The following is a 19,219-nucleotide window of genomic DNA, read 5'->3' as shown; positions in this document are numbered from 1 at the left end:
CACAACGAGAGTGCCATGAGTTCAGTTTCCCGCCGTAAAGCCTACCGCGCCGCCATCGTTCACAGCCTCGCCGACCCGGCCGAAGTGGCGCTGGAGGCATCCTGTGAATACTTTGCCGACGGCTTGCTGCTGGTCGAGGACGGCAAGATCGTTTCGGTGGGTCACGCTGCCGATCTGCTGGAGCGCCTCGACGACGATGTCGAGCTGATCGAGTACCCGGACGCACTGATCACACCGGGGTTCATCGACACCCATATTCACTTGCCGCAAACCGGCATGATCGGCTCCTACGGCGAGCAGTTGCTGGACTGGCTCAACACCTACACCTTCCCCTGCGAAAGCCAGTTCGCCGACCCCGCGCATTCAGCACAGGTGGCCGACATCTTCATCAAGGAACTGCTGCGTAACGGTACAACCACGGCACTGGTGTTCGGCAGCGTGCACAAGGAATCGGTCGAGGCGTTTTTCAGCGCGGCGCAGGCACTTGATCTGCGCATGATCGCCGGCAAGGTGATGATGGACCGCAATGCGCCGGACTATCTGGTCGATACGCCAGAATCCGGGTATGCCGACAGCAAGGCGTTGATCGAGCGCTGGCATGGCAAAGGGCGTTTGAGCTACGCAGTGACCCCACGATTCGCGCCAACCAGTAGCCCGGAGCAGTTGAGTCTGGCCGGCCAGTTGCTGACCGAATACCCCGGCCTGTACCTGCAGACCCACATCAGCGAGAACCTTCAGGAGATCGAGTGGGTCAAGGCGCTGTTCCCGGAGCGCAAGCATTACCTGGACGTCTACGATCACTTCAACCTGCTCGGCGAGCGCTCGGTGTTCGCCCATGGCGTGCACCTGTGCGACGAACAATGCGCCCGACTGGCGCAGACCGGTTCGGCGATTGCTTTCTGCCCGACCTCCAACCTGTTTCTGGGCAGCGGCCTGTTCAACTTGCCGATGGCCGAGAAGCACAAGGTGAATGTCGGTCTGGGCACCGACGTGGGCGGCGGCACCAGTTTTTCGATTCTGCAGACCCTGAACGAGGCCTACAAGGTCATGCAGATGCAGGGCGCGCGGCTCAATCCATTCAAGTCGCTGTACCTGGCGACGCTGGGCGGCGCGCGGGCGCTGCGCCTGGAAGACAAGGTCGGCAGCCTGAAGCCAGGCAACGAGGCTGACTTCCTGGTGCTCGACTACAACGCCACCCCGCTGCTGTCGTATCGTTTGAAGCAAGCCAAAGGCATCGAAGAGATTCTGTTCGTGCTGATGACGATTGGTGATGACCGGACTGTGAAGCAGACCTGGTCAGGTGGGCGATTGGTGCATGAGCGGAGTTGAACCTGCTCTCAGGACAACTCTCGCCACTCACGCTCCAGCGTGGGAATGCAGGTCTCGACACTCTGCGTCGCCAAGAGGACGCAGAGCGTCCGGAACGGCATGACGACGCTGAGCGTCGCACGATAATCGGATTGTCTGTTCAGACCGACGCAGAACATCAGCACGATAGTTGAGATGATCGTTCCTCACGCTCCAGCGTGGGAATGCAGGTCTCGACGCTCTGCGTCGCCAAGAGGACGCAGAGCGTCCGGAACGGCATGACGACGCTGAGCGTCGCACGATAATCGGATTGTCTGTTCAGACCGATGCAGAACATCAGCACGATAGTTGAGATGATCGTTCCTCACGCTCCGCGTGGGAATGCAGGTCGCGACGCTCTGCGTCGCCAAGAGGAGGCAGAGCGTCCGGAACGGCATGACGACGCGGAGCGTCGCACGATAATCGGATTGTCTGTTCAGACCGACGCAGGACATCAGCACGATAGTTGAGATGATCGTTCCTCACGCTCCGCGTGGGAATGCAGGTCGCGACGCTCTGCGTCGCACGATAATTGTTCATCCACACAGCCTCAACGCCCCGGTTTTTTCCGGCCCATGACGTGCGAGAACACCGCATGCAAATCATCCGTGGCGCTGTCTTCGTCAAGGTTGAGTTTGCTGTCGATGTGGTCCATGTGATGCATCATCAATTCGACGGCCAGTGCCGCATTGCGGGCTTCGATGGCGTCGATCAACTGGTTGTGCTCATCGTAGGAACAGTGCGTGCGATTGCCGGTTTCGTACTGGGCAATGATCAGCGAGGTCTGCGACACCAGGCTGCGCTGGAAGCTGATCAGCGGCGCGTTTCTAGCGGCCACGGCCAACTGAAGATGGAATTCGCCGGACAAACGAATACCGGCACCCCGATCACCGCGGGCGAAGCTGTCGCGCTCGTCGCTGACCATCTGGCGCAGCTCGGCCAGTTGCTCGGCAGTGGCGTGCTCGACCGCCAGTTCAGTGATTGCCTTCTCGACCATACGCCGGGCGAAAAACACCTGCCGCGCCTCTTCAACGCTGGGGCTGGCGACCACCGCGCCACGGTTGGGGCGCAGCAGCACGACGCCCTCATGGCCCAACCGCGACAGGGCGCGACGAATGATGGTACGGCTCACACCGAAAATCTCGCCCAGCGCCTCTTCACTCAATTTGGTACCCGGCGCCAGCCGCTGTTCCAGAATGGCATCGAAGACATGTTCGTAAACGACATCGTCCTGCGTGACGTTACGGCTTGAGCCAAGGCTGCGCGGCTGTTTCTTGAGGGGCAGGGACTGGTCGTTCATGGGCACTCGTGCGCAGGTGGATGACGGCATCGGGACTGGCGCATTGTACACAGGGCAAAAGCGCAGACACGCGCAAAAAAAAGCCCGCAGTGTGGGCGGGCAAGAGGTATTCAGCTGCCCCTGTACGTCGAGTAGCTGTATGGCGAGATTAACAGCGGCACATGAAAGTGTTCCTGACCTGCATCAATGCCGAAGCGCAGCACCACCTCATCGAGAAAGGCAGGCTCATTCAGGGCCACGCCCCGCGCGCGGTAATAATCGCCAGCCTTGAAGTGCAACTGATAGACGCCGGATTGATAGGCCTCACCCTGCAGCAGCGGCGCATCGCAACGCCCGTCGCTATTGGTGAGCGCACTGACAACGTGCAGCAGTTGCTGGCCTTCGACCCGGTACAGCTCGATGCGGATGGCGCTGCCTGGGCAGCCGTGGGCGGCATCCAGTACATGTGTGGTCAATTTTCCCAAAACTTCACTCCTCACATCCGGCCATGGTCAAGCAGCGCACCAATGAGGTGCTCTACATCGTGCGATTGCGACCGATTAAGACACTTTCGGGAAAAGCTGTACACAATAAATTCCTGATCGTTCAACAGCCCGTGGCCAGGACGCCGGCTGGGCGCAGGATTGGCCAGAGATATAGGAAGCAGAGGAAAAATATCAGGTTTTTAACGATTAGCTGACCAGTCAGGCAGATTTCTTGCTTGTTTTACGCTTACCGAGACGCTTCGGTGCAGAAACGTACAGGGTTACAAGCTGAAAACAAAATTGTATACAATCTTGACCCAACAGTGCCTTGACCGCTCTTGGCATTGCACCTGACTTAACGCATCCAACGCACCCCATGTAGAAAAAGGAAGCTTGCAGTGAGCGCTGACTACCCACGCGACCTGATCGGTTACGGCAACAACCCGCCTCACCCACGCTGGCCGGGTAATGCGCGCATTGCCTTGTCTTTCGTGCTGAATTACGAGGAAGGTGGCGAGCGCAATATTCTGCATGGCGACAAGGAATCAGAAGCCTTCCTGTCCGAGATGGTTGCCGCGCAGCCACTCCAGGGCCAGCGCAACATGAGCATGGAGTCGCTGTACGAGTACGGCAGCCGCGCCGGTGTGTGGCGCATTCTCAAGCTGTTCAGGCAGTTCGATATCCCCCTGACCATTTTTGCCGTGGCCATGGCCGCGCAGCGTCATCCGGAGGTGATCCGCGCCATGGTCGCCGAAGGTCATGAGATCTGCAGCCACGGCTATCGCTGGATCGACTACCAGAACATGGACGAAGCCCAGGAGCGTGAGCACATGCGCCAGGCGATCCAGATCCTCACCGACATCAGCGGCGAACGGCCGTTGGGCTGGTACACCGGGCGCACCGGCCCCAACACCCGGCGCCTGGTCATGGAGGAAGGCGGGTTTCTCTATGATTGCGACACCTACGACGACGACCTGCCGTACTGGGAGCCGAACAACCCGACCGGTAAGCCTCATCTGGTGATTCCGTACACCCTGGACACCAACGACATGCGTTTCACCCAGGTGCAGGGCTTCAACAATGGCGAGCAGTTCTTTCAGTACCTCAAGGATGCGTTCGACGTGCTGTATGCCGAAGGCGAAGACGCACCGAAGATGCTTTCCATCGGCCTGCATTGCCGCCTGATCGGCCGCCCCGCCCGCCTCGCCGCACTCAAGCGTTTCATCGAGTACGCCAAAGGCCATGAGCAGGTGTGGTTTACCCGTCGTGTCGATATCGCCCGGCACTGGCACACTGAACATCCGTTTACCGGCAAGGCCGAGCAATGAGCACGTTCAAGACACTGACACCTTCAAGCCTGGGCCGGGAGGCGTTCATCGCGGCCTTTGCCGATATCTACGAACACTCACCGTGGGTCGCGCAGCAAGCGTTCGACCAAAGCACAGGCGCGCATCTCGATCAGGTCGAGACCCTTCACGCACGCATGAGCGAGATCCTGCTGGGTGCCACACACGAGCAACAACTGGCACTGATCAATGCCCACCCGGATCTGGCAGGCAAGGCTGCCGTCCAGGGCGAGCTGACTCAGGCCAGTACCGATGAACAGGCCGGCGCCGGTATCCACCACTGCACGCCTGAGGAGTTCCAGCGCTTTACCGAGCTGAACGAGGCTTACAAGGCCCGCTTCGGCTTTCCGTTCATCATGGCGGTCAAGGGCAGCGACAGGCACAAAATTCTGGCAGCGTTCGAACAACGCATCCACCACTCGCCCGAGGCCGAGTTTGCTTGCGCCCTGGCCGAGATCAACAAGATCGCACTGTTTCGTCTACAGGCGCTTTGAGCGTCGCAGTCATAACCGTATTCAGAAGGCAGACAAAGAGCATGAAAGTTTACGCCGCACCGTTCGAGAAGTTCGTGAACCTGGCCGACGCACGTCTGGGCACCAAAATCCTTTCGGTCACCGATGACTGGTTCGCCGACGCCAACCGGCTGTTCCAGCCGACCCCGGCCGTCTGGAAAGAAGGCGTGTTCGACGACAACGGCAAGTGGATGGACGGCTGGGAGTCGCGCCGCAAGCGTTTCGAAGGGTACGACAGCGCAGTGATTCGCCTCGGTGTGGCAGGAACCATCAAGGGTGTGGACATCGACACCTCGTTTTTCACCGGCAACTTCCCGCCTTCCGCGTCGCTGGAGGCGTGCTTCCTGGCGTCGGGCGAGCCCGATGAAAACACTGCATGGACCGAAGTGCTGCCGTCTGTGGAGCTGCAAGGCAACAGCCATCATTACCACGAGATCAGCAACGATCAGGCGTTCAGCCACCTGCGCTTCAACATCTACCCGGATGGCGGCGTCGCGCGTCTGCGCGTGTACGGTGTGCCGCATCGCGACTGGTCGAAAGTCAGCGAGGACGAGCAGATCGATCTGGTTGCAGCGCTCAATGGCGGCCGATCGATTGCCTGCTCCGATGAACATTACGGCAGCATGAGCAATATCCTCAACCCTGGGCGCGGTGTGAACATGGGCGACGGCTGGGAAACCGCGCGCCGCCGCACACCCGGCAACGATTGGGTGATTGTGGCACTCGGGCATAAGGGCGAAGTCGAGAAAGTCATCGTCGATACCCTGCACTTCAAAGGTAACTACCCGGACAGCTGCTCGATTCAGGGCGCTCTGGTCAAGGGTGGCACCGACAGCCAGATCGAAACCCAGAGCCTGTTCTGGCGCGAGTTGCTGCCCAGCCAGAAGCTGACCATGCACGCAGAACACGAGTTTGCCGAGCAGATCAAGGCGATCGGCCCGATCACCCACATCCGCCTGAACGTATTCCCGGACGGGGGCGTGAGCCGCCTGCGAGTACTGGGCAAGGTGGCCAGGTAACAACGCGTCGGAAGTCAGCAGAAGGCAACAGGCTATCGTTCCCACGCTCTGCGTGGGAATGCAGTTCCGGACGCTCTGCGTCCAGTCTTGAGTCTGTGTGGCGCGGCGTAGAGTTGTGACGCAGAGCGTCACGAAATGCATGCCAACGCAGAGCATTGGCACGATAGTCATCAATACGAATGTGCAAACGACCCACCCTCAAAACCATTGAAGAAGAACCCGCATGCGCAAACTGATAATCGAGCCACTGACCAAGGAAGCCTTTGCGCCATTCGGTGATGTGATTGAAACCGACGGCAGCGATCACTTCATGATCAATAACGGCTCGACCATGCGCTTTCATCGTCTGGCTGATGTGCAGACCGCGCAGCCGGAAGACAAGGCGATCATCAGCATCTTCCGCGCCGAAGCGCTGCCGATGCCGTTGACCATCGGCATGCTGGAGCGTCATCCGCTGGGCAGTCAGGCGTTCGTGCCGTTGCTCGGCAACCCCTTTCTGATCGTGGTCGCGCCGGTTGGCGATGTGCCTGAATCAGAGCTGACCCGCGCCTTCGTGTCGAACGGCAGGCAGGGTGTCAATTACCATCGCGGCGTCTGGCACCATCCGGTGCTGACGATCGAAAAGCGGGATGACTTCCTGGTGGTTGATCGCAGTGGCGAAGGCAACAACTGCGACGAGCATTACTTTGCCGAGAGCCAGTTGCTGGTTCTCGATCCCCACCCACTGGAAGGGTAAACACCGTGCTGGCACATATGATGGAATGGCTGAATCTGGGCGTGCGCTGGATTCACATGATTGTCGGCGTCGCCTGGATCGGCGCATCGTTCTACTTCGTCTGGCTGGAGAACAACCTCAACCGCAGTAACCCGCGTGAAGGCCTGTCGGGTGATCTGTGGGCGATCCACGGCGGCGGCATCTACCACTTGGAGAAGTACAAGCTCGCACCGCCGACCATGCCGGAGAATCTGCACTGGTTCAAATGGGAAGCCTATTCGACCTGGCTGTCAGGGGTCGCGCTGTTGTGCGTGGTGTTCTACGCCAACCCGACGCTGTACCTGCTGGCACCGGGCAGCAGCCTGAGTGGTGCCGAGGGCGTGCACATCGGCCTGGGTTCGTTGTTCGTCGGCTGGTTCATCTACAGCTTTCTGTGTGACTCGCCACTGGGCAAGCGCCCTGCCCTGCTGGGCGTGGTCCTGTTCGTGCTGCTGGTCGCGGCGGCATACGGGTTCAGCAAAGTGTTCAGCGGTCGCGGTGCCTATCTGCATGTGGGCGCGATCATGGGCACCATCATGGTCGGCAACGTGTTCCGCATCATCATGCCGGCCCAGCGCGCGCTGGTAGCCGCCATTGCCGAGAACCGTACGCCGGACCCAAGCCTGCCGGCAAAGGGCCTGTTACGTTCACGGCACAACAACTACTTCACTCTGCCTGTGCTGTTCATCATGATCAGCAATCACTTTCCAAGCACTTACGGCAGTGAGTACAACTGGCTGATTCTCGCAGGCATCGCGCTGCTGGCCGTGCTGGTCCGCCATTACTTCAATACGCGGCACAACAGCCACCGCTTCGCCTGGACCCTGCCGGTCGCGGCGCTGGGCATGCTGTGCCTGGCGTATGTCACCGGCCCTGCGCAACCACCGGCCAGGATCGTCTATCAGCCACTGCCCGGTACAGCGGTCGGCGGTCATCGGGCTGATGAGCAACCTGCGCAACCCGCCGCTGCGCCTGCCCAGGCAGCGTCTGCCCAGCCCGAACCTGCCAAGGTGGCAGGTGCAGACTTCAACACGGTGCACGACGTCATTCGGCAACGTTGCTCGGTCTGTCACTCGGCCACGCCTACCAGCCAGTTGTTCAGCGTCGCTCCGGCCGGCGTGATGTTCGATACGCCTGAGCAGATCCAGCAACAGGCGCCGCGTATCAAGGCGCAGGCGATCACCGCGCCGATCATGCCGCTGGGCAATATTACCCAGATGACCCAGCAGGAACGTGATCTGGTAGGCGCCTGGATCGATCAGGGCGCGCACATCAACTGAAGCAACGGGCATTGCCCTGTTTTCGCTCCAGACGCCCTGCTCTGGAGCACTTGAGCACGGCGACGCGAGTCAGTATCCTCCGCCGCCGCTGCCAACCCGCCCACCACTTTCCCGCTAACTGAACCCGACCGGGCGGCCCACTGGCTGAACGGCACGCAGAACGCTGTGCATTGGAAAAAAAGACCTGAAATCGACACTTCGATATCGGTTTGAAGGGTTACTTAAACTTTTTTTCACTGATTGGCGCAGCTCTTGCTAACAACACAAAGCTGACCAGACAGACAAATTATTGCAACCACCGACAAGGCGTCACGCATAGAGCGCCAGTCCGAAAAAAATCACGATCTACATCAAGGGGCTCACCGCATGAACCGTATGATTTCCAGTGCATTACTGGCCAGCAGTCTGCTGGCTGCCGCACCCGCCATGGCAGGGGATATCTTCCAGTGGCAGAGTAATAGCCTGACCTATCTCAATGGACGAGACTTTGCTGTCAACCCGGAAAATCAGCAGACCTTTACCTTTGAGCACGCGGACAGCTGGAAGTACGGCGACAACTTCTTCTTCGTCGACAAGATCTTCTACAACGGCAAGAAAGACGCAACCGCTGGCGATAACACCTATTACGGCGAGTTCTCGCCACGCCTGTCGCTGGGCAAGATCTTCGGCCAGAAGTTCGAGTTCGGGCCGATCAGCGATGTGCTGATTGCCGCAACTTACGAGTTCGGTGAAGGCGATAACGAGTCGTACCTGATCGGTCCGGCGTTCGACCTGAAGATACCGGGTTTCGACTACTTCCAGCTTAACTTCTACAAGCGCCAGACCGAAGGCAATCGCCCGGGCGACGGCGTGTGGCAGATCACTCCGGTGTGGTCCTACACCATCCCGGTGGGCAAATCGGATGTGCTGATCGACGGCTTCATGGACTGGGTGGTCGACAACGACAAAACCTCGCGTGGCACTTACCACTCCAACCTGCACTTCAACCCGCAGATCAAGTATGACCTGGGCAAGGCACTGAATTATCCGGAGCGGCAGCTCTACGTGGGTATTGAGTACGACTACTGGACCAACAAATACGGCATCAAGGACACCAGCTCCTTCGACACCGATCAGAACACCGCGAGTTTGCTGGTGAAGGTGTTCTTCTAAGCACGTTGTTTGACGGTGATGACGCTCACTCCCAAGCTCTACGTTACATAGGTCTCTGGGGAGCGAGCTTGCTCGCGAAGGCGGTGTTTCAGACACCCTTCGGTTGGCTGTACCAGCCCCTTCGCAAGCAAGCCAAGCGTCACCCGGCTCGCGCCCACGGCCCTGGATCAGAAGTGTGGATGACCGGCTCCACTCACTCCTTCGTAGCTTTCCAGACCTTGCCAACCAGCGTCACGACCAGCACCAGCACGGCACCGGCAATGATCCCGGCAACAGCATCGATCAGCGTCGGAACGATCATCGACAGACCGCCAACCGTACCGGCTGCCGCTTCAGTCACGCCTTCGACCCAATGATGAGCGAACGGCAGACCGTGGACCAGGATCCCGCCGCCGACCATGAACATGGCGGCAGTACCGACGATCGACAGCACTTTCATCAACACCGGTGCCAGCCACAGCAGGCCGGCACCGATCTTTTGTGACACCGAAGCTGCGCTTTTCTTCAGGTACAGGCCCAGGTCGTCGAGTTTGACGATACCGGCCACCAGCCCGTAGACCCCCACGGTAATCAGCACTGCGACGATGACCAGCACACCGACCTGATCCATGAAGGGTCTGGCCGAGACCACGCCCAGCGCGAGCACGATGATTTCCGCGGAAAGAATGAAGTCCGTGCGAATCGCGCCTTTTACGCGCTCCTTTTCGAACGCCACCATGTCCACGGACGCATCCGTCGACGCCTGCTTGCGCTGCTCATGCTCTTCACCGGTTTCGGGATGCAGCCATTTATGGGCGATTTTCTCGAACCCCTCGAAGCACAGAAACGCACCGCCGATCATCAGCAACGGCAGAATCGCCCAGGGTGCGAAGGCGCTGATCAACAGCGCTGCCGGAACCAGAATGGCCTTGTTGAGCAGCGACCCCTTGGCCACGGCCCAGACAACCGGCAATTCGCGATCCGCTGAAACACCGGTGACCTGCTGGGCATTGAGCGCCAGATCATCACCCAGCACACCCGCCGTCTTCTTAGTGGCCAGCGCCACGTCATCGAGCAACGTCGCAATATCGTCAAGCAGGGTAAGCAAGCTTCCAGCGGCCAAAATGAAAATCCTTGAGCAAGTAAAAAAAGGAAACGGCGCTGATTGAAGCATGCGCCAGAGTCAATCGTGTGGCAGTCAGCAACTCTGACCTTGGTCAGACGTGAACGTTTGACGCTGCATGCAGCAAACAGGCCACGCCGAAACCCGTCAAATGGGCAACTGTGTCGTGGAAACGACCTGACGCAGCCCCATGAACGAACGGATCTGTCTGACACCGGGCAAGTACAGTAACTGTTCGGCGTGCAGGCGGTTGAAGCTCTGACTGTCCCTGGTGCGCAGCAACATGAAGTAGTCGAACTCGCCGGTGACGACATGAAACTCCATACAGCCGGAAACCTTCTGCGCGGCGGCTTCGAATTGAGCAAATGAATCCGGTGTCGAGCGGTCCAGTACGACACCGATCAGCACCACCATGCCTGCGTCCAGAACATCGCCATTGAGCAACGCCACCACGCCCTTGATCACGCCCGCCTCTTTCAGCCGCTCGACGCGCCGCAGGCACGCAGGCGGACTCAGTTTGACCTTCTCGGCAAGTGCCACATTGGAAATGGACGCGTCACGTTGCAGGGTCTTGAGGATGGCGCGGTCAATCCTGTCCAGCAGCGGCGTCATGTCAGCACCGGACTTTTTAGTGCGTTCATTTATTGCTTTCATAATGAAATTCACACAATAAAAGTCTGTTTAGATGTGTTCAGGCTAACGCTTATTTTGTAGATAGACAATTCTTTGCAACCACGATTATTCGCAGTTTTCCTATGATGGGAGCCATGCCGGGCCGCTCGATAAACACATCGAGTTCCACCTTCAATGCCCGGATCAACTTATCAACGGAGACCCGATATGAACCTGAGCAAGTTCAAGCGCTACCCTCTGACCTTCGGCCCCTCGCCCATTACCCCACTGAAACGCTTGAGTGAGCATCTGGGCGGCAAGGTCGAGCTGTATGCCAAGCGCGAGGATTGCAACAGCGGTCTGGCCTTCGGCGGCAACAAGACCCGCAAACTGGAATACCTGGTGCCGGAAGCCATCGACGGCGGCTACGACACATTGGTGTCGATCGGTGGCATCCAGTCCAACCAGACCCGTCAGGTGGCAGCCGTCGCGGCGCATCTGGGCATGAAGTGCGTGCTGGTTCAGGAGAATTGGGTCAACTATTCCGACGCGTTGTACGACCGGGTCGGCAATATCGAGATGTCGCGCATCATGGGCGCCGATGTGCGCCTGGATTCGGCAGGCTTCGATATCGGCATTCGCCCGAGCTGGGAAAAGGCCATGGCCGACGTCGAGGAAAGCGGCGGCAAACCGTTTCCGATTCCAGCGGGCTGCTCGGAGCACCCTTATGGCGGCCTGGGGTTCGTGCGTTTTGCCGATGAAGTGCGCCAGCAGGAAGAAGAACTGGGCTTCAAGTTCGACTACATCGTGGTCTGCTCGGTAACCGGCAGTACTCACGCAGGCATGCTGGTGGGATTCGCTGCCGATGGCCGGGCACAGCGTGTGATCGGTATCGACGCGTCGGCCAAACCGGAAAAGACCCGCGCGCAGGTTCTGCGTATCGCTCAGAACACCGCAAAACTGGTGGAGCTGGGCCGCGAAATCACCGCCGAAGACGTGGTGCTCGACACCCGCTATGCCTACCCGGAATACGGCCTGCCGAACGATGGCACCCTCGAAGCCATCCGCCTCTGCGCCCGCCTGGAGGGCGTATTGACCGACCCGGTCTACGAAGGCAAATCCATGCACGGCATGATCGACATGGTGCGCAACGGCGAATTCCCCGAAGGCTCGAAAGTGCTCTACGCCCACCTGGGCGGCGTGCCGGCGTTGAATGCCTACAGCTTTCTGTTCAAGGACGGTTGAGCCGAAAGCGTTCCTGCAGTCGATAACACACTTCGGCTGCAGTGTTCCCGGCTAAACCCGAAAATACTTCTGTAGCGCCTGCGCCAGCAGGCTCACCGCCTCGTCGTTCTGCGACGACAGCGAGCGCAGGAAGACGATTTCGTGCTCGGGTATTTCAGGCAGGTCATCAAGAATCTGCATGGCTTCCGTGACCCCGCTCCGATCGATGAGGCTGATCGCCAGACCCGTTTCCACACAGGCTTTGATCGCCTGGTTGGACGGGCTTTCGAGAACTACACGGGTTTTGCGGCCGTTGTCTTTGAGTGAGGCCAGCATGGCTTCACGATAAGGACATTGCGCTGCGTGAATCGCCAGCGGCAACGGGTCCGCAGATCCCAGTGCGGCACTGGCCGGCCCGACCCAGACCGGCTTGGTCGATACCAGAAACTGCGTATCAGCACTCAGCTGCCCTTTGGGTTGCGCGATCACTGCTGTCTGCAACTTGCCGCGCGCAACCTGCTCGCGCAGGGCGTAGCTGGGTGCGGATTTCAACTCCAGCACGACATTGGGCCACGCGGCCGCGAACACTGGCAGGATGTCGCGAATGACATGCACGGCGTACTCATCCGGAACCCCCAGCGTGATGCGTCCGGCCAGATGAGTACCTTGCAGATCCGCCAGCACCCGGTCATGCGTGGACAGCAACTCTGTCGTCGACAACAGCAGGCGCTTGCCCAGTGGCGTCAGCGACACCGCCTGGTTGTCACGGTTGAGCAAGCGCCCGCCCGCTACGGCCTCGAGGCGCTGGATATGCACACTTACTGCTGCCGGGCTTTTATGAAGTTGTTCGGCAGCCGCCGAAAACTTTCCTATCCGCGCCACCGCATGGAAGGTGCGCACCAGTTCGATGTCGAGAATGGCCGTCATGATTCAGATTTCCTGAATAAGTCATGCATTTAATTTTGATTTATTAGACTACGCCGTTTTCGTAACCTGCGTCCATGAACCCATACCTGTCGATTGCTCCGAGCGTCTCGCGGCCTGCCTGGCACCAGGCCATTCCCTTGCCCCTGCTTGAAGCTGCGCTGGTTCTGACCTGGAGTTCGGGCTTCGTCGGCGCACGCTTTTCGCTGGAACATGCGCCGCCGCTGCTGGTGGTGTTCTGGCGCTGTGTGGTGGTCACCCTGATCCTGCTGCCTTTTGTCGCCAGGCAACTGAGATCGATCGCGCCGGCCACGCTGCTGAAAAACGCAGGTATCGGCCTGCTGGCCATGGCCGGCTACGTCGCCGGTGTCACGCAGGGCATTGCGCTGGGCGTGCCCGCCGGACTCGCCGCACTGTTTGCCGATTTGTTGCCCATGGGCATGGCGCTCCTGGCGGCAGTGGTGCTCGGACAACGGCTGGCCTGGCAAATCTGGGCGGGACTGTTGGTCGGGCTGATCGGTGTAGTGCTGGTGACCTACAGCGCGCTGGCGGTAGGTGACGCACCGTTGTGGGCCTACGGCCTGCCGCTGCTGGGCATGTTGTCACTGGCCATCGCGACGCTGTGGCAGAAACAGTCCAGCACCGCACAGCCTATGGCACTGCTGCCTAACCTGTGGCTGCAATGCGCTGTTTCCAGCATGGCCTTCGCGATTATTCAGGGCACACAGGGCAGCCTGGCGCCTGTAGCCAGTACCGGCTTTGCGCTGAGCGTGCTATGGACGGTGGGGCTGGCAACCCTGGGCGGGTACGGACTGTATTGGGTGTGTCTGCGCCGCGCGACGGCGACCCGCGTCGCCAGCGTGCTGTACCTCAGCCCACCGGTGACGATGCTCTGGGCCTGGGCAATGTTCGACGAACCGCTGTCCTGGCAGATGGCGTCAGGCATGGCGGTGTCAGGTATCGGCGTGTGGATGGTGGTGCGGGCGGAACAACGGCAGTCGGCCTCCTGATGGGGTCAGGAGGCCGACTTTGCTTAGGCTCTGTACGAAAAGTGGCTGCGCTCGGTGATGCTTCGTTAAAAACAGGCTCGGAGGCGAGTCCAATCGGAATGCTCATTTACAACACGTAGAGTCGAACGCGACCCCGGCCGTTCCTCGCCTGTTTTTGCCTCGCCTGACCTTCGCTCGCCGACTTTTCGTACAGAGCCTGGCGCAGGTTAAATCTTGAAACGCGCGACCATGCTCTGCAAATCGCTGCCCAGACGGGCCAGCTCGACAGTCGACGCAGCACTTTGCTCAGTGGCAGAAGCGGACTGATCGGCAATGTCGCGAACGCTGAGTACGCTGCGGTTGATTTCTTCGGTCACGGCGCTCTGTTGCTCGGCCGCGGCGGAAATCTGCTGACTCATCTGTTCGATGGTGCCGATGGACTGGTTGATTTCCACCAGCGCCTGTTCGGCCTGACGAGCCAGCACCACGGTGCCTTCAGTGCGCTGCAGGCTGGCGTCCATCAGGCCCGAGGCGGCGCCTGTACCTTTTTGCAACGCCTGGATCAGCGCTTCGATTTCGGTTGTGGAGTTCTGCGTACGCTGAGCCAGCGAGCGAACTTCGTCAGCCACCACGGCAAAACCGCGACCCTGCTCGCCTGCCCTTGCGGCCTCGATGGCTGCGTTGAGCGCCAGCAGGTTGGTTTGCTCGGCGACCGCCTTGATCACGTCAATCACGCTGCCGATCTTGCCGCTGTCTTCGGTCAGACGCTGCATGGCTTCACCCAATTGCTGCACTTCACCGGCCAATTGCCCGATTTCGCGCGTAGCATGCTGCACCACACTGCTACCGTGAGCAGCGCGCTCGCTGGCCTGTTTGGCGGCTTGCGAAGCGTCTTCGGTGTTGCGCGCCACTTCCTGTACGGTAGAGGCCATTTCGTTCATGGCAGTGGCGACCTGATCGACTTCGTTTTTCTGCAGGGTGACACCCGCGCTGGTCTGCTCGCTGACGGCAGACAATTGTTCGGCCGCCGTGGCGATCTGCGTAACACCGTTGCCGATGCCACCGATCAGGCCGCGCAGCGAAACAGTCATGTGCTGCATGGTGTTCTGCAGCAGGCCCAGTTCGTCCTGGCGGGTGGTGCTGCTGTCATGGGTCAGATCACCGTCGGCAATCCGGCGCGCCGCAATTACGGTGCTGTTCAACGGCACGGTAATCTGACGCGTGATCAGGAACGCAGCAAAGATGCCGACCAGCAGCACGACCAGCGCCACACTCAGCAATTGCACCACAGCGGTTTGTTGTTCCTTCTTGGCACTGATGACCTGCAGCGCTGCCAGATCATCGGCACGGGCTGCGGTCGCTACGGATTGCTGTTGCAGATCGTTGCGGATCTGCTCGGTCTGCTGAAGCATGTCCGAAATCGACGACATCAGGACCTTGTATTGTTTCAACGCCACCAGCGCGGCATCCACTGCAGCATTTGCCTCGACAGGCAACTGGCTGCGAGCGGCGTCCACTTGTGCGATCAGGGCGTCGGCGGCCTTATAGGTGGCCTGACGGTTGTCGGCATTCGGAACGCTCAGATAGCGGCGAAACACCAGACGGAAATTGGTCATGCCGTTACGCAGGTCGCCAGCGATCTTGACCTGCCTGATGCCGGTTTCATTTGGCGAGCGCAAGGTGTCGTCAATGGTCTTGTTCAGCAGATTCTCGAAGGTCGCGCTGACGTCATCGGACACCTTGATGATCGGTTTCAACGCCTCGTCGACTTTCTGATTGATGCCGACCAATTGGTCGAAGGTCTGCTTCAGACCGCCCACCTGCTCCTTGATCTCGCGCAGCTTGGCGAGGTTGCTCGAGATCACGAACACCTGCAGGCCCTGATCGACACTGCGGCTCAAGGTATCCAGCGCGCTGGCGTAATTCTGCACACCTGCGGCGGTAGGGCCGGTCGCATAGGCTTGCGCAGCAATCCGGGCATTCAGGACGTCAGCCTTGATCTCGGCGACCTTGCTGCTTTTGCCCATGCGCTCGATCAGCAGGTTGGTGCTGGAGTAGCCAATGACGGTGACGGTCAGTACTCCGAGCAAAATAGCGGCAAAGCCCACCCCGAGCTTCTTGCTGACTTTCAGATTGTCCAACCATTTTGCGCTCATTGCATGTGTGCCTTTGATTTTTCGGAATACCCGTGAGTCGGCGCTGAAAGATTTAACTTGATAGTTAACGTTATCGGAATCACGCACGCGCCAATCGAAGGCACCCTGAAGCCCATGAATTACGGGGCCGGCGCGCGATGATGAATATTTATTTAAATCGCCTGAGCAGAATTTTTCCGATGATTGGCACCGCGCGAAACCGGAAGATCACGCAATGAAACTGCCTTGATCTTCGCCTGTACGGAGCCATCGGAGATTGGCAACAGCGTCAGACGTTGCGGTCGGTGAAATGAACATCCAGCCGGATGTTTTCCGGCTCGTTGATCGCTGCCAGGTACTCGTCTACGGTGATTTCTCCGACGCAGGCCCGTGCGCCCGGTTGTGGGCGATAGCCACCGGCCATTTTGCTGCTCAGCGCGACGGCAGCACTGCCGGGGATCTCCGGGCCCTTTTCGTTCAGTGCAGTCAATTGCGCACGCATGTGCAACGGCTGGCCGGTGAGGTCGACGCCATCGACATCGATGTACATCGCGCTCTTTCGATCACCCCACTGTTCAAAGCGCGCGCCCCAACGGTACAGGCGCTCGGCCCACGACGCAGGATCGCGCAGCAGCCCACAGCGAATCGCCAGCGCCAGCAGCCAGGTCGCGATGCCGCCGGCCTTGAGCGCGGAGCCGGCCTTGAAGCTCAGATGCTGCGCGGCATAACGTGTCGCGAATACATCCAGGTCCGGGACGTCGACATTGGCCACCAGCCGTGTGCCCATGCCGGGCATCCGGCGCAGGGTCAGGTCCATCCAGCCATGGACTTCGTGGACCTTGCCGTTGCGCAGTTGCCTGATCGGCCGCCCGGCATTGGCCAGTACGCCACGCACGGTCGACAGACCGGGCATTTTCGCTGCCGAGGAGATGCCATGCTCTATCGAATCGATGCGCAGAAAACGCTGGCGATGCTGATCGATGATGGCCGCCGAAAGCGTCGGCACCGAGCTGCAACCGCTCAACACGCTGACACCTGCCTCACGCGCCTGGGCATCGAGGCTGGCGATACCGGCGACAAACGCCCGGCAATCCGCCAGGTCGCAATAATTTACACCCGCCTCGATGCAATGCCGGGCCACGGCATACGACTGCCCCTGAAAAGGCCCCGCCGTGTGGATAAGCAGATCAATGCCCAATTCACCCAGCTCACTGCCCGCGCCGTCCTGCATGATGTCCACGCACCAGCTCTCGCAGAATCTGCCAGCCAGTGTTTGCAGTGCGGCAACCTTTTCCGCCAGCTTGCGCGGGTCGCGACCGGAGATGACCAGTTCGATGTCCGGCATCATCGCCAGATGATTGCAGATAAGGCTGCCGAAGTTGCCGTAGCCGCCGATGACCAATACGCGAAATGCCATTGACTCGTCCCTGACCTGCAGAAGGATGTGACCCTGCCTCGTTGCGCCACGATTGCCGTGAGCAATGGCAATGAAATGCGCGTGCATTATTGATCATTGGCCGCAGGCCGGGTACAAAACCCTGTGCCTTTTTTGATTGTCCCGGGAGCAACGGATGCTGGAACTACACACCGAACGACTTTATCTGCGGACCCTGCTCGCCAGCGACTGGCCGCTGTTTTTCAGGCTGCACTCCGAGCCCGAGACCATGCGCTACGTATTCGGAGAAATCGAAGAAGCGCAGATCCGCAAAGGCTTCGATCATCGCCTCCCCGACTGGACGCCGGAGTCCGATCACTGGCTGTGCCTAGTGGTCACAGACACACAAAACGATGCAGAGCTGGGGGTCAGCGGCTTTCGCATCCTGTCGCCGGGTCATGCCGAAGTGGGCTGTCTGTTACTGCCGGAACATCAAGGCAAGGGCTTCGGCACCGAGTCACGCCGCGCAATCATCGACTACGCAACTGCCATCGGCCTGGATTCACTGGAATCGACCGTGACCGACGGCAACATCGCTTCCTGCAAGGTTCTGGAGAAATGCGGCTTTACCTTCGAGCGCCGTGTCCCGCAGGCCTATCAAATCGGCGATCAGTGGTTCGACGACCTGATATACCACCTGCCACTGCGCTGATGAAGCAACTGACCGGCGTTCGCCGGTCAATCGCAAACACCTTCAGGCCTGGGGCCGCCCTCCGAGAATCGTCACTCGCTCGCCATAGCGCGAGTGCGGGAAGTAATCCCACACCGCGTGATGCTGGGTGCAGCGGTTATCCCAGAACACCAGCGTGTTCGGTTCCCAGCGCACGCGGCAACTGAGGCAGGGTTCGCGGGCGATCAGATCGAACAGCATATTCAGCACGGTGCGGCTCTCGCCGGGCGAGAGTTGCACGATATGCGAGGTGAACCCGGAATTCACGAATAGGCTGCGGCGCCCGGTTTCAGGGTGGCGAACCACCACCGGGTGTTCGCTTTTCGGAAGGTTGGCGGGCGGCTGATAGCCTTTCCACGGAATCTCGCCATCGTGAATGGCTGTCAGCCCGCCGAGAAACTGCTGCATCGCCGGCGAGAGCATTTCAATGGCCAGGTGCATGTTGGCAAACAGTGTGTCGCCGCCGGTGCCGATGGCGGGGGTTTCCTTGACGTACAGCATCGAGCCCATCGACGGCTCCAGATCAGCGGTGCCGTCGGTGTGCCATAGCTCGCCCGCAGCGAAACGCGATTGCGCGTTGGCGCGCACCACGACCAGTTCCGGGTCATCGCCATCGATGCTGTCCACCGGCAAGGCGCGCAACGGACCAAACAGTCGACCGAACGCCTTGTGCTGTTCGACCGTCAGGTGCTGATCGCGAAACACCAGCACATGATTTTCCAGAAAGGCCCGGCGAATTTCTGTCAACTGCTCCGCACTGGGTGGCTGCGACAGATCGACACCGCTGACCTCGGCACCGATGATCGGTGTCAGGCGGTCGACCGTGATGCTCTGATACGGCGCACGCACGGCGCCTGCGATGCCTTCTATGGCCTTGAGTGCCATTTGATCCATGATCCCTCACCTTCAGGTTGTTGGCATGGCCGATCACCATGCCCGTGGTTCGTTTGCGGG

General features: G+C 59.6%; 18 protein-coding genes and 1 pseudogene. 10 read left to right on the top strand and 9 right to left on the bottom strand.

Annotation, left to right across the window (positions count from 1 at the left end; all coding sequences use genetic code 11):
* Positions 1-15 precede the first annotated feature (15 nt).
* The gene (gene guaD, locus BLR16_RS18370; protein ID WP_058396613.1) at positions 16-1,329 is read left to right on the top strand and encodes a guanine deaminase; all 1,314 of its coding nucleotides are present in this window, start codon (positions 16-18) and stop codon (positions 1,327-1,329) included.
* Positions 1,330-1,897: 568 nt separating this feature from the next.
* On the opposite strand, the gene BLR16_RS18355 is transcribed toward guaD, so the two are convergent.
* Both BLR16_RS18355 and uraH read right to left on the bottom strand, forming a co-directional pair.
* On the bottom strand, positions 1,898-2,647 hold the full coding sequence (locus BLR16_RS18355) for a GntR family transcriptional regulator (RefSeq protein ID WP_004413961.1): 750 nt from the start codon (positions 2,645-2,647) through the stop codon (positions 1,898-1,900).
* Positions 2,648-2,757: 110 nt separating this feature from the next.
* Complete coding sequence (gene uraH, locus BLR16_RS18350) at positions 2,758-3,111, bottom strand: hydroxyisourate hydrolase (RefSeq protein WP_044308606.1); 354 nt, start codon at positions 3,109-3,111, stop codon at positions 2,758-2,760.
* 398 nt (positions 3,112-3,509) lie between these two features.
* On the opposite strand from uraH, the gene puuE reads away from it, so the two are divergent.
* From puuE to BLR16_RS18320, 6 genes are all read left to right on the top strand, one after another.
* A complete protein-coding gene (gene puuE / locus BLR16_RS18345) occupies positions 3,510-4,439 on the top strand; it encodes an allantoinase PuuE (RefSeq protein WP_060708850.1) in 930 nt (309 codons plus the stop codon).
* A complete protein-coding gene (gene uraD, locus BLR16_RS18340; protein ID WP_002552800.1) occupies positions 4,436-4,951 on the top strand; it encodes a 2-oxo-4-hydroxy-4-carboxy-5-ureidoimidazoline decarboxylase in 516 nt (171 codons plus the stop codon). Before puuE ends, uraD begins: the two co-directional genes overlap by 4 nt.
* Positions 4,952-4,992: 41 nt before the next feature.
* Entirely contained in the window at positions 4,993-5,988 is a 996-nt protein-coding gene (gene alc, locus BLR16_RS18335; protein WP_003371441.1) for an allantoicase, read from the top strand.
* Positions 5,989-6,211: 223 nt separating this feature from the next.
* Entirely contained in the window at positions 6,212-6,724 is a 513-nt protein-coding gene (locus tag BLR16_RS18330; RefSeq protein WP_003371439.1) for an ureidoglycolate lyase, read from the top strand.
* A gap of 5 nt (positions 6,725-6,729) precedes the next feature.
* Entirely contained in the window at positions 6,730-8,022 is a 1,293-nt protein-coding gene (locus BLR16_RS18325; RefSeq protein WP_004413965.1) for a urate hydroxylase PuuD, read from the top strand.
* A gap of 366 nt (positions 8,023-8,388) precedes the next feature.
* Positions 8,389-9,174, top strand: a complete 786-nt coding sequence (locus tag BLR16_RS18320) for an outer membrane protein OmpK (protein ID WP_074807987.1) — start codon at positions 8,389-8,391, stop codon at positions 9,172-9,174.
* A 193-nt stretch (positions 9,175-9,367) separates the two neighbouring features.
* On the opposite strand, the gene BLR16_RS18315 is transcribed toward BLR16_RS18320, so the two are convergent.
* Both BLR16_RS18315 and BLR16_RS18310 read right to left on the bottom strand, forming a co-directional pair.
* Positions 9,368-10,276: a DUF808 domain-containing protein gene (locus tag BLR16_RS18315; protein ID WP_060708848.1), complete on the bottom strand. Its 909-nt coding sequence runs from the start codon at positions 10,274-10,276 to the stop codon at positions 9,368-9,370.
* A 147-nt stretch (positions 10,277-10,423) separates the two neighbouring features.
* Positions 10,424-10,930, bottom strand: coding sequence for an Lrp/AsnC family transcriptional regulator (locus BLR16_RS18310; RefSeq protein ID WP_058397692.1), 507 nt, complete (start codon positions 10,928-10,930; stop codon positions 10,424-10,426).
* A 186-nt stretch (positions 10,931-11,116) separates the two neighbouring features.
* Between BLR16_RS18310 and BLR16_RS18305 the strand changes: the two genes are divergently transcribed.
* On the top strand, positions 11,117-12,133 hold the full coding sequence (locus BLR16_RS18305) for a 1-aminocyclopropane-1-carboxylate deaminase (RefSeq protein WP_002552793.1): 1,017 nt from the start codon (positions 11,117-11,119) through the stop codon (positions 12,131-12,133).
* A 51-nt stretch (positions 12,134-12,184) separates the two neighbouring features.
* Here the strand turns inward: BLR16_RS18305 and BLR16_RS18300 are convergent, their stop codons facing one another.
* Positions 12,185-13,039, bottom strand: coding sequence for a LysR family transcriptional regulator (locus BLR16_RS18300; protein ID WP_074807984.1), 855 nt, complete (start codon positions 13,037-13,039; stop codon positions 12,185-12,187).
* A 74-nt stretch (positions 13,040-13,113) separates the two neighbouring features.
* Between BLR16_RS18300 and BLR16_RS18295 the strand changes: the two genes are divergently transcribed.
* Complete coding sequence (locus tag BLR16_RS18295) at positions 13,114-14,046, top strand: DMT family transporter (RefSeq protein ID WP_003371426.1); 933 nt, start codon at positions 13,114-13,116, stop codon at positions 14,044-14,046.
* 206 nt (positions 14,047-14,252) lie between these two features.
* Here the strand turns inward: BLR16_RS18295 and BLR16_RS29335 are convergent, their stop codons facing one another.
* The 3 genes and pseudogenes from BLR16_RS29335 to BLR16_RS18285 all read right to left on the bottom strand — a co-directional run bounded on the left by BLR16_RS29335 (position 14,253) and on the right by BLR16_RS18285 (position 17,577).
* On the bottom strand, positions 14,253-14,957 hold the full coding sequence (locus BLR16_RS29335) for a methyl-accepting chemotaxis protein (RefSeq protein WP_371124565.1): 705 nt from the start codon (positions 14,955-14,957) through the stop codon (positions 14,253-14,255).
* A 201-nt stretch (positions 14,958-15,158) separates the two neighbouring features.
* Positions 15,159-16,052 (bottom strand): annotated as a pseudogene (locus tag BLR16_RS29330) (methyl-accepting chemotaxis protein); the annotation flags it as partial.
* A gap of 397 nt (positions 16,053-16,449) precedes the next feature.
* Entirely contained in the window at positions 16,450-17,577 is a 1,128-nt protein-coding gene (locus tag BLR16_RS18285; RefSeq protein WP_092194469.1) for a saccharopine dehydrogenase family protein, read from the bottom strand.
* 154 nt (positions 17,578-17,731) lie between these two features.
* Here BLR16_RS18285 and BLR16_RS18280 point away from each other — a divergent pair, with 154 nt between their 5' ends.
* Entirely contained in the window at positions 17,732-18,247 is a 516-nt protein-coding gene (locus BLR16_RS18280) for a GNAT family N-acetyltransferase (RefSeq protein WP_003371419.1), read from the top strand.
* Between the two features lie 42 nt (positions 18,248-18,289).
* Here the strand turns inward: BLR16_RS18280 and BLR16_RS18275 are convergent, their stop codons facing one another.
* A complete protein-coding gene (locus tag BLR16_RS18275; protein WP_003371417.1) occupies positions 18,290-19,159 on the bottom strand; it encodes a TauD/TfdA dioxygenase family protein in 870 nt (289 codons plus the stop codon).
* Positions 19,160-19,219 lie beyond the last annotated feature (60 nt).

The sequence above is a fragment of the Pseudomonas sp. BS3767 genome (assembly GCF_900099665.1).
Taxonomy (GTDB): Bacteria; Pseudomonadota; Gammaproteobacteria; order Pseudomonadales; family Pseudomonadaceae; genus Aquipseudomonas; species Aquipseudomonas cerasi.
The sequence above is the reverse complement of the archived record's forward strand: the minus strand, read 5'-3'. Positions and strand labels throughout refer to the sequence as shown.

Excerpts from the sequence above, each read along its gene's own strand:
- guaD (WP_058396613.1), top strand. The coding sequence starts at position 16 with ATGAGTTCAGTTTCCCGCCGTAAAGCCTACCGCGCCGCCATCGTTCAC.
- BLR16_RS18355 (WP_004413961.1), bottom strand. The coding sequence starts at position 2,647 with ATGAACGACCAGTCCCTGCCCCTCAAGAAACAGCCGCGCAGCCTTGGC.
- uraD (WP_002552800.1), top strand. The coding sequence starts at position 4,436 with ATGAGCACGTTCAAGACACTGACACCTTCAAGCCTGGGCCGGGAGGCG.
- alc (WP_003371441.1), top strand. The coding sequence starts at position 4,993 with ATGAAAGTTTACGCCGCACCGTTCGAGAAGTTCGTGAACCTGGCCGAC.
- BLR16_RS18330 (WP_003371439.1), top strand. The coding sequence starts at position 6,212 with ATGCGCAAACTGATAATCGAGCCACTGACCAAGGAAGCCTTTGCGCCA.
- BLR16_RS18320 (WP_074807987.1), top strand. The coding sequence starts at position 8,389 with ATGAACCGTATGATTTCCAGTGCATTACTGGCCAGCAGTCTGCTGGCT.
- BLR16_RS18310 (WP_058397692.1), bottom strand. The coding sequence starts at position 10,930 with ATGAAAGCAATAAATGAACGCACTAAAAAGTCCGGTGCTGACATGACG.
- BLR16_RS18305 (WP_002552793.1), top strand. The coding sequence starts at position 11,117 with ATGAACCTGAGCAAGTTCAAGCGCTACCCTCTGACCTTCGGCCCCTCG.
- BLR16_RS18300 (WP_074807984.1), bottom strand. The coding sequence starts at position 13,039 with ATGACGGCCATTCTCGACATCGAACTGGTGCGCACCTTCCATGCGGTG.
- BLR16_RS18295 (WP_003371426.1), top strand. The coding sequence starts at position 13,114 with ATGAACCCATACCTGTCGATTGCTCCGAGCGTCTCGCGGCCTGCCTGG.
- BLR16_RS29335 (WP_371124565.1), bottom strand. The coding sequence starts at position 14,957 with ATGGCCTCTACCGTACAGGAAGTGGCGCGCAACACCGAAGACGCTTCG.
- BLR16_RS18285 (WP_092194469.1), bottom strand. The coding sequence starts at position 17,577 with ATGGCATTTCGCGTATTGGTCATCGGCGGCTACGGCAACTTCGGCAGC.
- BLR16_RS18280 (WP_003371419.1), top strand. The coding sequence starts at position 17,732 with ATGCTGGAACTACACACCGAACGACTTTATCTGCGGACCCTGCTCGCC.
- BLR16_RS18275 (WP_003371417.1), bottom strand. The coding sequence starts at position 19,159 with ATGGATCAAATGGCACTCAAGGCCATAGAAGGCATCGCAGGCGCCGTG.